Genomic DNA, 12,059 nt, shown 5'->3' with positions numbered 1-12,059 from the left:
AAAAATGAAGAACAAATTTTTCAAATTCGGTATCGTGAAAGACGAAGAAGTACCTAAAGAACTCAATGAATTGACAGAAGAGCTAGAGAACTTGCCGGATACGATCGTTAAAGAGATAAGCGACGCCTTGAAAAAAGAAACCGATGACAAGTAAGAAATCCGTTTAAGAACAGAAGCTATCTTTATTAATTAGTTGTCCTCTTACCGAATCATAGCTCATGCAGTGATAGGTAAGAGGACATTAATTGTACGCAATCTGCTAGTTCTCAATGACGAATGTTAGACTGCACGGTCAGTCTATGAATAGGTGCGACATCCAGCGAGCTAACAAGAGAATATATATAAACCGGATAGTCGGTTTAATAGAGGGGATGGCTATGAATCATTTATTTAAAAATAAGGCATTTCTAATCGTCACAGGTTCTGATCTCCTACAGAACTTGGCCATATGGGTTCGCAACATGGCGATTTTGTATTTTATTATGGAACAAACACAGAGCAATCCTATTGCGATATCGCTCATCACCGTGCTTGAATATGTACCTATCTTTGTCTTTTCGTTCATTGGAGGCGCCTTGGCTGACCGCTGGAATCCTAAACGAACTATGATTGTCGGTGACATTTTGAGTACGTTGTCAATCGTACTTATTATCGTCGTGCTAGCTACAGGATACTGGCAGGTGCTATATCTAGCGACATTCGTTTCTTCCATCGTAAGTCAGTTCTCGCAGCCATCATCTATTAAAATTATTAAGCGTAATGTCGAGGATGAACATGTGCATTCAGCTATTGGCCTCACGCAAAGCTCGCAATCTCTATTTCTTATTCTCGGGCCGCTTGTAGGCACGTTCATCTACACGCAATTAGGTATTCAGGCATCGCTTTATTCACTGTTAGTTTTGTTTATTGCGTCTGCAGTACTACTTTCATTTTTACCGAAAGATGACACTGAAAAAGAAGTGGATACGTCACTGCTTTCCGACTTGAAGGAAGGATGGAATTACGTCATTCAATCAACATCCCTGCGCATGGTAGCCATCGTGTTTACACTGCTCGGCTTGTCCATGGGACTCGTTAATCCACTAGAAATATTTATTATTACCGAACAGTTGGGATTAGATAAAACTTCGTTGCCGTACTTATCTGGGGCATCCGGGCTTGGGCTTCTAGTCGGGGGAGCAATCGCAGCAGTCATTAATAGTAAATTAAATCAAAATGTGACGCTGATCGCAGGTGTCTGTTTTTTGGCTTTGGCAACTTTCGGAGAAGTGCTTTCAACTTGGTTGTGGCTGACGCTGATCATCAGTTTCCTTGGTTCTGTCAGTTTGGCGTTCGTAAACGTCGTCATCTCAACCTATATGGTTACACAAATTGATGAGCAGTTGATTGGTAGAGTGAACGGAACCATCACACCATTGTTTATCGGGGCGATGCTTCTTGGTTCTTCATTATCTGGAGTTCTTATGAAGAGTACTTCACTCATGATTGTGTATGCCATCTCTGCACTAGTTCTAGTCGTTAGTGTGCTGCCAGGATTACTCGTTAAATTCCGTCACGATCATGCAGCTACAGCAGCGGCACCTAGTCAGGAGTTATAATTATTGTAAGTGAACAAGAGGACTCAAGAGGAGATGTGAGACCTCATCCGGTTAACGTACACGAATGGAAACTATCTAAGCTGGGGGGTGGATAACAAAAGTTTTCAAATCGTAACGAACCCAGGCAATTCTTTGACAAAGGAAGAGTTGATCATGCTGGCGAAATCAGCAGTAAAAAAATAGCTTTGTAAACGGAATAACTTTAGCATTAATTATTTTACAAAAAATAAAAATCGAATGGGGAAGCGTCTTCGGCCTTGTAAAAAGCCCATGCATTCTGAAATAGGGTGCATGGGCTATCTTTTTGAGCGTGATCCATTGTCTAGGATCTTTGCAGCTTTCGATAACCGTTTTTGATAAGAACATATAGACATTACGGATTACTACTGATTATATGTTCCCCGACCTGAAAAAGAGTAAATATATATGCTTGTCTCTCTAGTAAAATAAGCCTTGATTCCTTATAACCAAACGGGGGAATCGAGGCTATCGTTTTATTAAAAGGGCCATAAATTAAGTAACTTAACTAAAGCATGCGTGAATATAAATCATAAAATATAGGAAACTAGTAAATTCATCTGAATGAGGCCTTTTCGTAACTAGATTATTTTTACATTAGAAAGGAGTGCTACGTTATGGCGGGCCCTTGTAATCAGAACCCTATCGGCTCTTGCTCTACATCCGAAGGAGTCAATACGACAGCTTCAGGAATAGCTTCTCATGCGGAAGGGAGTGGTACAACAGCCACTGGCAACGCTTCTCATGCAGAAGGCTTTACGACAATCTCTGTAGGTGTCGCATCGCACAGTGAAGGCAGTATGACGACGACGCTAGGGGACGCCTCCCATGCGGAAGGTATCAGCACGACAGCAATGGGACTAGCTGCCCATGCAGAAGGAGTCTCAACCACAGCATCGGGAGATGATTCCCATGCGGAAGGATTTGAGACCACAGCCAGCGGAAGTGCAGCTCACGCAGAAGGCTCGCAAACGAATGCGTCCGGCGATGACTCCCACGCTGAAGGATTAACGACGACGGCACTCTCGCTCGCCTCTCACGCGGAAGGATTAACTACGCTATCATCCGGCCTTGCTGCACACGCGGAAGGGAGTAATACGACCGCAGGTGGCGACGCAGCGCATGCCGAGGGCTTCTCCACATCAGCAAGTGGAGTGGCGGCACATTGCGAAGGCAGTTCGACGATAGCATCCGGTGATGTTTCCCATACAGAAGGTATCAACACAACAGCCATCGGAATTGCTGCCCATGCTGAAGGCAGTGGTACAACTGCTTCTGGGGATGTCTCACATTCTGAAGGATTCGCGACAATAGCAAGCGGAAACATCTCGCATGCGGAAGGCTCCCAAACGACAGCCTCAGGTGAGGTCTCCCATGCTGAGGGAAGCGGTACAACAGCCAGCGCCTTTGCTTCTCATGCGGAAGGTAACAGTACGACAGCATCCGGTCTTACTGCACATGCTGAAGGATTCTCGACAACAGCTAGCGGGAATTCCTCACATGCTGAAGGTGCACTATCGATGGCGACCGGGGATGATTCTCATGCTGAAGGTTTGCAGACGTTAGCAAGCAATCTTGGTTCGCATGCGGAAGGTGGATTTTCCAATGCAAGCGGGCAATTTTCCCATGCAGAAGGATTTGGAGGAAACGCAAGTGGCACTAGCAGCCATGCTGAGGGATCCGATACAACAGCTGCAGGAAATAACTCTCACAGCGAAGGCAACTTATCTCAAGCAAATGGGCTTAATTCTCATGCGGAAGGCTTCGCTACAATGGCTAATGGTATAAACGCCCACGCTGAAGGTGACTTTAGCCAAGCTCTTGGGAACAGCTCACATGCGGAAGGAAACATGACAAGCGCCTTTGGTGATAATTCTCATACAGAGGGAACTTCATGCACCGCTCTTGGAAATAACGCTCATGCCGAAGGCAGCTCAAGTGGCGCGCATGGGGTTAATTCACACGCTGAGGGAAACAGTACGCTTGCTATCGGCCAAAATTCTCATGCGGAAGGCTTTGGCTCTGAGGCTAACGCTTTAAATTCTCATGCGGAAGGAAACATAACAGTTGCCAATGGAGAAAACTCCCATACTGAAGGCTCCAATACAGTCGCAAATGGAACGAGTTCTCATGCCGAAGGCCAGAGTTCGACCTCAAATGGCATAAATTCTCATGCAGAGGGATTCGGTACTCAGGCTAATGGTGCTAACTCGCATTCGGAAGGCGATCACACATTTGCCAATGGGACTGCTTCACATGCGGAAGGTCTAAATAGTGTCGCAAGTGGTGCAAATTCTCATTCAGAAGGGAATGGATGCGTAGCCAGCGGTGATAACAGCCATGCACAAGGGTCTATTACAAGGGCGAGCGGAATGAATTCCTTCACAACCGGCAGTAGTACAGCTGCCGATGCATTAAACTCTTTTGCAGGTGGACTAAATACAAACACCGGTGGATTAACCGGAGCATACATTATGGGCCAAAACGGCACTGCACGTTTCGCTAACTCATTTCATGTCGCAAATGGATTAGCTGTTGGTCCAACTTTAAATTCGGTCATCTTGGACGGTCCTGGCGGAAATTTATTTTTGGATGGAGTCGTAATGAGTCCTGCAGCAGCAGATTATGCCGAAATGTTTGAAACCCTGGACGGCAACCCAATAGAACCGGCATATTTTGTAGCGTTGGAAGGGGAAAAAATCAGACGTGCTACTATTAGTGACACGTATATTCTGGGGGTCACCAGTGCGACTCCTGCCATAATCGCAGACTCCTCAGACCTACGCTGGCATGCCCTGTTTGTCACAGACAAATATGGAAGGTTCGCCAAAGATGAGAACGGGGAACGAATATTGAACCCAAAATACAACCCTGATCTAACCTACGTACCGCGCAGAGAGCGTCCGGAATGGGTCGTCGTCGGAATGCTAGGCAAATTGATTGTTAATGACGACGGAAGCTGTGTTGTAAACGGGTATTGTAGGCCTAATGATCAAGGAATAGCTACTACAGCTAGAAATGGGTACCGAGTCTTGAAGCGAATTGATGAGTCAACGATACGTATTTTGCTTAATGGTTGTTTTACCTTTGGTTTCTAGTTATCGGAATAGTATGAGCAGATAAAAATGTGGGTGCTATTTATTGGGTATACCAATTGGCATGCCCTTTTTCTGTTTCTTGCAATCTACTCAAATGATAATACCTGAAACTATCCAATTAGGCTTTTCAAAATATGTTGATCTATACAATAAGGAGGCTTTTGATCTAGCAGGACCCTGTAATCAAAACCCCATCAAGGCATAGCTACGTCTGCGACTGAAGGATAGCGCGAGATAAAGAGAATCGATGAGTCAACAATTCGCATATTGCTCCATGGCTGTTTCATTGCCTACTAAGAGTGGGTGATGGTTAACATACATTATGAAGAAGAGCTCCTTGCAGCAGATGCAGAAATTGTTTGTCCGGGATTTGGTAATCAGATGGCAGGTTACCCGCGATGGTATCCCAAATATCTTTGTCGACCATCACGGAAGGGGTATCGGTCTGGTCAGCAAATAAGTGATTATAATTGCTGTTACAAATCAAATGGTTGTGCTGAGTTGTGAGTCGATTTCTCTTAGACCTATTGGATCGTTTTTTTCGTTCTTTCTCTATACGGTTGCGAGGCATTCTTTTTTTTAACTTTCGTGCGCTGGCCGACCGCCTTCTTTTTTTCGATGTGCAGGCACTATCCGACCTTTCACTTTTCTCCTTGGTAGCTGTGTCAGTCTTTCTTCGCTTTCGGCATAATGATTTACTTCCGTTTTGATCACTTTTGTTGCAGCTAGGTCTTGATATAAGCCTCTGATTTGTCTCCTCTTCATTCCCTATCACGGAAGTTTTGAGCTGAACCACTACGTTTAGTTGCAAGTTATTATTATAGATGTTACAAATCAAATGGTTGTGCCGAGTTGTGAGCCGCTTTCTCTTAGACCTACGGGATCGTTTTTTTCGTTCTTTCTCTACAAGTCTGCCAGGCCTTCTTTTTTTTAACTTTCGTGCGCTGACCGACCGCCTTCTTTTTTTCGGTGTGCAGGCACTAACTGACCTTCCGCTTTTTTCCTTGGTGGCTGTGTCAGTCTTTCTTCGCTTTCGGCATAATGATTTACTTCCGTTTTGATCACTTTTGTTGCAGCTACGTCTTGATATAGGCATCTGATTTGTCTCCTCTCCATTCTTTACCACGGAAGTTTTGAGTTGAACCACTACGTTTAGTTGCTACTGTGGCGTAAATCTGAAGACAGGGATGAGCCGATTGCTGGAGCGTCGCGAGCGGTTCCATATCGTTCGTGTCACTTTATCCTACGCGAGCCAGTTCGCGGAAGAAACAGATAGCAGCCTAGAGATTGAAGGTCAATCTAGACTGCTTCATGTCTCCAAATTGTGCGAATTTCCCGGTCAATACGTCGTGGCGTCCAACATGTGTAGCTAATAAATTGTACTACTTGAAGTCCCACACAACTAAAATGGATCGGCAGCCGTTCTAATTCAGAATGAATCTACAAAGTAATGACGATAAACCTTACCCATGCAAAAATCATTTTTACCAATGACATTAGCAATGTGATGGGACATAAATTCTCCTATCTCATTTTCAAACTCCTTCATATGTTATGGGATAACCAGAAATGACGGTGAAGAGATGAGGGGATGCATTGAAGATCTTGTTGGCCACCTATTGGCATGTTCCACACTTCGGTGGAGTTTGGCCGCTCATGTTAAAGATGAAAAAAAGGCTGGAAGAGCGCGGGCATCAGGTAGATATTTTCGGAAACAGTGAGGATGGCCGTACATTCCATATGCCTTTTTCCAACCGTACTTTTGAAAAAAAGCAGGTACTGCAGGTGATACGTTCCAAACTCACTCAGGAGCAATATCCTGCCCTGTATATGGAAGATGTGATGCTGAATACCGAAGTAAACATCATTTGCATGGAACTGGCTGCAAGCTATTTTGGACTGAACAATTATGATTTGATCCACGCGCAGGACATCTATTCAGCACGTGCGTTTCAACGAGTTAAACCGAAGCATACGCCTTTGGTTGTCAGTCTGCATGGCTCCGTTGCACATGAGATCAAACAGCATCTCCTTGATCTCAATGTTGATCTTGCTCATTCTCCATTTTGGAAGTTTATATCTTTGCATGAAAGGTTAGGAGCAACTAGTGGGGAGGTTACCATATCCTCTTCAAACTGGTTAAAAGGTCTGCTTAACAGCGAGTATGGTGTTCCCAGTGAGCAAGTGGAGGTATATCAGTATGGCTACGATACTCAAGCGTTCAGGCAAAAAATGACGGAAACCACTAATCCGATCCACAAGCCTTCTGGTAAAAAAGTGATTCTCTTTACTGGACGGCTTATTCATATTAAAGGCGTTTCATTTTTGATTACAGCACTGGGTATGCTGAGAAACATGCGTGATGATTTTGTTTGCTGGATTGCAGGAGTAGGAGAAGCTGAGGAATCTATGCGGCGCCAATGCAAGGAACTCGGTCTGGAGGAGACCGTACACTTTCTGGGCGTGCGCGATGATATACCATACCTGCTGGATCAGTCTGATATATTTGTACAGCCTAGTTTTATAGATAATCAACCACTTTCTTTAATTGAGGCACAATTGGCAGGAAAACCGTCGGTGGTAAGTGATGCGACTGGCGTTCCAGAAATGGTGGAACACGGTAAAACAGGCTTGGTTTATCCTCAACATGATCCATTACAGTTCTGCACTCATTTGAACACCTTACTGGAAAATGATCTTCTGCGAAACGAAATGGGTAGGGCAGCTCAGCAGCACGGACAGAGCCATTGGTCACTTGATTCGATGATTGATAGTCTCACTCAAACCTATGCGCGTGCCCAGTTCAAAATGGCACATAACATGGGGAAAAAAGCAGCGATGAAACTGGTTTTTCCTATTTTGACACTTAATTTGGGTGGAGCGCAGAGGATGCTCGTCGAAGTGACAAACGGTTTGGTTGATCGTGGATACGATGTTACGATTATTATGCCCGCTAAAGCAGTTGTTAATTATGACGTTCGGGCTCGGATCGTACGAGGACGGCATAACGACATACTAGATGCCGATGATCTTCCACGAGGTGATATTCTATTTTCCAATTTCTACTCGACAGTACCGATGTGTGTGCAAGCCAGTGCTAGAGACCAGTGCATCCACATTAGATTTAGTTTGTGCTACGAACCGACTTTTTTGCAAAATAGCCATCTGACTTTTCCGACGTACCATGCTACACCGTATGTAATCGTACTCTCAAACTGGCAAAAGCAACAAATTTCACTTAATCATGGAATCGAAGGTCATCTTGTACCTATCGGTGTTGATCCGTATATGAAAAACCTACATCTGCGGGATAACACATCACCAGCGGTACACATATCAACGATCATCCGCAATCCTGAAGGAGAGGCTTCTTGGCATCGTGACCAGAATTATTTATTAGAAAGCCTTGCGTATGTGAAAAAATTAATTCCTGCGACTGAGATTAGTCTTATCTGTCCTCCCGACGAATTCATCGCTTCCCCAACGCTGCAACGACTACAGCAATCGAACGAATTCCAAATCTGCCAGCCTGTAAACGATGAACAGCTTCGCTATCTATATAACAAAACAGATATTTACATCAGTTCTACATTGTACGATTCGGGTTCGTTGCCTGGATTAGAAGCAATGCGCTGTGGAGCTGCCCTAGTCACCACCTATTCCGGCGGAAATATCGATTATGCCAAGCATGATCATAATTGTCTGCTCTCCTGCCGATACCAATATCAGCTTGCAAACAATATCATTCGTTTGATTAATGATTGCCCTTTACGCAACAGATTGGCTGCTCAAGGGGAGTCAGACTCTAACCAATGGACTTGGAAGCGAAGCGTGGATGTATTTGAGCAAGCAATATGGAACATTTGGAAGAATGCACATGGTAACCATTCAGATGATTTATCATCAAATAATCCATGAGTAGGATTGGAAGTCTTCATACTCATTCAATTTGTGTTAGATAGCTCCTATAAGATTTAACGCCTAAGATTGCCGAACCAAGAAACGAAAGGAAGAGCAAAATAGCATGATATCGTAAACAAAAAAGTAGGGCAGTGATAAAAAGTAGTCCTGCTTCTGCATGAACATTAAATAAAGTGGAAGCGAAGCTAAAAATAGGAGACCTCTTAAAGCCTACCAATTTCGTTGCCTAAATTTCGAAGGTAGGTTATTTGCTGTGTAATCTTCATTAAACATGAATGAATCATTATTTTTACATGAGAGAAACTAGGAATGCTATGTTCATTTTAAAAGCAGGTTTGACGCACTCATAATGCTACGTGCAATTTTGACTTTCACAGAAAAGATACGGCTGTCTGGCCCCCATCCACAAGGTAATGATGTAAGAGAGGTTTATTCTATTGGAAACATTTGATGCTTGTAAGTGTGGCTATTATAATAAAGATAGTATTCATTTTTAGGAGGTATTGTTATGTCCGAATGTAAATTATTTGTCGATTATGATCAATACGAGAATGGTGTCAAAATCGTAGATTTAATAAAGGAGCTTTCAGACAAGGATGAGAGTCTTCAACTTGAAAGTCTCACAATCGGTGACTGGGGCGGCGCCTACGAAAATGATTCCAGTGATATTGTCGAAGCTCTTGTTCAGTTGAAAGACCGCTTTCCGCAGCTGCGGAGCTTATTTATTGGCGATATGTCCTATGAAGAATGCGAGGTCTCTTGGATTAATCAATCTAACATCGGGCCGATTTTATCTGCTTATCCCGAGCTTAGATCGCTCACCATTAAAGGAAGCACAGGTCTCAGCCTAGTTCCGGCTCACCACGACAAACTGGAGGAGCTTACTATTATTTGCGGTGGGCTTGGAAAAGACGTCATTACGAGCATAAGTGAAGGCAGTTTCAAAAATTTAAAGAAGCTGGAGCTTTATTTAGGGGTCGAGGATTATGGATTTGACGCAAGTCTCGCAGATGTGCTCCAGTTGATTGAACCTGGAAAGTTCCCTCTGCTTTCCTATCTTGGGCTCAAAGACAGTGGAATTCAAGATGAAATCGCTATTGCAGTAGCGATTGCACCAATTGTTGATCAACTACATACGCTGGATCTCTCTTTGGGAACATTGACTGATGATGGGGCTGAAGCATTGATCAATAGTGAAAAGATTATGAAACTGAAGCTGCTTGATCTAAATTATCATTACATGTCGGATGAAATGATGAATCGTTGGAAGCAGTCCGGTCTCCATGTAGATATTAGCGATCAACAAGAGTCTGATGATGACGAAGATTATCGCTATCCTTCATTGACGGAATAATGGAATAACGATGAAATCGATGATTATTATTGGCAATTCCGGCAATAGAAGAACAACCGGGCTACAAGCGGCAAGAGCTCGGCTCGGGTTACCCCCAGCTCTTGTGCTGAATTATATGGATGTGTTGCAGGGAAAGGCATCCTTGAGTTCGTGTGTACAAAGCTTGGGGCAATCGTTGGGTAAGTTGGATAAGTTGGATAAGTTGGATGACCCTCCATTGCTGCGGCTTGACGCGCCCGGGGAACATTTTGAAGTGGAACGTGAGCTCATTGCACTTGGCGCCCCCGATGCGGCAAACAGCCATCTAGACGAGCGTTGGCTTAGATATAACAAGAGCGTTGTTCAGCCTATCTCGGCAAGGACGGCCAAGGGATTGAAGGAAATCAAGGGAAAGCTCTATCATCCTTCCCAGTGGTTTCGTGGTTACTGTAAGCTGTTATCTCGACTGGATAGGGAGGCCACACAGCTGTGGAACTCGCCACGATGGATGAATGCGCCTGAGGACATAGCCGTAATGTTCGATAAAAGGGTTACTCACGAGATCTTATCATCAGTTGGATTGCCGGTGCCTAGAAGATTAGCTGCACCCGAAGCCATACCGAATTACGATACACTTCGGGATGCTATGGTAACAGCGCGAACATATCGTTTATTTATTAAGCTAGCGACTGGTTCCGGTGCATGTGGTGTAATCGCTTATCAGGTAAACCCCGTTACAGGGGCAGAATCGGCTGTGACTACAATAGGTGTGGAGAACTATCAACGTAGACCTCCTTTATTTTATAACGTAAAGAAGCTCTTCCACTATAAAGAACATCAAGTCATTCGCCAAATCATCAACTGGTTATTGGGACATGGTGCTCATGTAGAACAATGGATTCCAAAAGCGTCTTATCGGGATCGCACCTTCGATATCCGGCAACTTGTCGTAGCAGGTAAAGCCTGTCACAGTATTGCAAGGGTAAGTAGAACACCTATAACGAATCTGCATCTCGATAGTGATCGAATGAGCTTGGGGGAGGTTGGCATGACTGACAATCTTCAAGCTACCGTACAACAATGCGCTGAACAAACGATGTCGGTATTTCCACGTTCTACTGTCGCAGGCATAGATGTATGTTTGAGCAGCGGTTCCAATAGACCTTATATATTGGATGTGAATCCGTTCGGAGATTTACTGTACCATAGTCATTATGAAGGACATGACCCCTATGAATGGGAGATGAGAATGGTCTCACTCGCTACGACTAACGAAATGGAAGAGGATTACCACGATGTTTAACATGAACGAAATTGTAGGTAGTCATGATATTTTGATGATTACGCTGGATACGCTGCGATATGACGCAGCTGTGTTGGAACAAGAAAACTGCCCGAATTTGTGCGGGGACGGGCAGTGGGAAAAGCGGCATACGCCAGGCAGCTTCACTTATGCAGCCCATCATGCTTTCTTTGGCGGATTTCTACCGACCCCGGCTACGACAAGTAAGGCAGAGCATGTTCGATTGTTTCATTCGAAAAATACAGGACTAAAAACACATCCGTATACATGGCAATTTGATTCAACGGATATCGTTTCTGGATTGCAGGCAGTGGGCTATCGTACGATTTGCATAGGCGGAGTCATCTTTTTCACCAAAAAAGTACCGCTCGCCAAAGTTCTTCCCAGCTACTTCCAAGAAAGCTATTGGCGGATGACTTTTGGGGTTACGAATCAACGCTCGACAGAGCATCAGGTGAACCATGCGATCAAGCTGCTACAACACTCAGATCGGACAGAACGCCTGTTTTTGTTTATGAATGTATCCGCGATTCATGGACCCAATCATTATTTTGTACCAGGCGCAAAAAAAGACTCCATAGAGGCACAGCGCGCAGCACTTCGATATGTTGACGGAGAGCTTGGTCGATTATTTCAGGCATTCAGAGAACGAGAGCGACCTGTATTTTGCATGGTGTTCTCTGATCATGGTACCGCCTTCGGTGAAGATGGCTACATCGGCCATCGACTAGCGCATGAGGTCGTGTGGAACGTGCCTTATCGCGAATTTATGTTGTAAGGTGAGAGGA

Annotated in this window: 8 protein-coding genes; all 8 read left to right on the top strand. The window is 44.4% G+C overall.

Features of this window, described 5'->3' with window-relative positions; all coding sequences use genetic code 11:
- The first annotated feature begins 4 nt into the window (after positions 1-4).
- Entirely contained in the window at positions 5-154 is a 150-nt protein-coding gene (locus tag KIK04_RS22540; protein ID WP_232275969.1) for a hypothetical protein, read from the top strand.
- Between the two features lie 223 nt (positions 155-377).
- Positions 378-1,598, top strand: coding sequence for an MFS transporter (locus KIK04_RS22535; RefSeq protein ID WP_232275968.1), 1,221 nt, complete (start codon positions 378-380; stop codon positions 1,596-1,598).
- A gap of 635 nt (positions 1,599-2,233) precedes the next feature.
- Complete coding sequence (locus KIK04_RS22530; protein WP_232275966.1) at positions 2,234-4,714, top strand: peptidase G2 autoproteolytic cleavage domain-containing protein; 2,481 nt, start codon at positions 2,234-2,236, stop codon at positions 4,712-4,714.
- 1,187 nt (positions 4,715-5,901) lie between these two features.
- Positions 5,902-6,087 carry a hypothetical protein gene (locus KIK04_RS22525; RefSeq protein WP_232275964.1) on the top strand — a complete coding sequence of 62 codons (186 nt, stop codon included), beginning with the start codon at positions 5,902-5,904 and terminating at the stop codon, positions 6,085-6,087.
- Between the two features lie 223 nt (positions 6,088-6,310).
- Positions 6,311-8,632 (top strand): glycosyltransferase family 4 protein, encoded by a 2,322-nt coding sequence (locus tag KIK04_RS22520; protein WP_332329986.1) that lies wholly within the window; start codon positions 6,311-6,313, stop codon positions 8,630-8,632.
- Positions 8,633-9,143: 511 nt separating this feature from the next.
- The gene (locus tag KIK04_RS22515) at positions 9,144-9,989 is read left to right on the top strand and encodes an STM4015 family protein (RefSeq protein ID WP_232275961.1); all 846 of its coding nucleotides are present in this window, start codon (positions 9,144-9,146) and stop codon (positions 9,987-9,989) included.
- A 10-nt stretch (positions 9,990-9,999) separates the two neighbouring features.
- A complete protein-coding gene (locus KIK04_RS22510) occupies positions 10,000-11,271 on the top strand; it encodes an STM4014 family protein (protein WP_232275960.1) in 1,272 nt (423 codons plus the stop codon).
- Positions 11,264-12,049 carry an STM4013/SEN3800 family hydrolase gene (locus tag KIK04_RS22505; protein ID WP_232275959.1) on the top strand — a complete coding sequence of 262 codons (786 nt, stop codon included), beginning with the start codon at positions 11,264-11,266 and terminating at the stop codon, positions 12,047-12,049. Before KIK04_RS22510 ends, KIK04_RS22505 begins: the two co-directional genes overlap by 8 nt.
- Positions 12,050-12,059 lie beyond the last annotated feature (10 nt).

It is taken from the genome of Paenibacillus sp. 481 (genome assembly GCF_021223605.1).
In the GTDB taxonomy this organism is placed as follows: domain Bacteria; phylum Bacillota; class Bacilli; order Paenibacillales; family Paenibacillaceae; genus Paenibacillus_B.
This window is presented reverse-complemented; position numbering and strand designations above follow the sequence as displayed.

Coding starts and splice junctions, on each gene's coding strand:
- KIK04_RS22540 (WP_232275969.1), top strand. CDS start 5: ATGAAGAACAAATTTTTCAAATTCGGTATCGTGAAAGACGAAGAAGTA.
- KIK04_RS22535 (WP_232275968.1), top strand. CDS start 378: ATGAATCATTTATTTAAAAATAAGGCATTTCTAATCGTCACAGGTTCT.
- KIK04_RS22530 (WP_232275966.1), top strand. CDS start 2,234: ATGGCGGGCCCTTGTAATCAGAACCCTATCGGCTCTTGCTCTACATCC.
- KIK04_RS22525 (WP_232275964.1), top strand. CDS start 5,902: ATGAGCCGATTGCTGGAGCGTCGCGAGCGGTTCCATATCGTTCGTGTC.
- KIK04_RS22515 (WP_232275961.1), top strand. CDS start 9,144: ATGTCCGAATGTAAATTATTTGTCGATTATGATCAATACGAGAATGGT.
- KIK04_RS22510 (WP_232275960.1), top strand. CDS start 10,000: ATGAAATCGATGATTATTATTGGCAATTCCGGCAATAGAAGAACAACC.
- KIK04_RS22505 (WP_232275959.1), top strand. CDS start 11,264: ATGTTTAACATGAACGAAATTGTAGGTAGTCATGATATTTTGATGATT.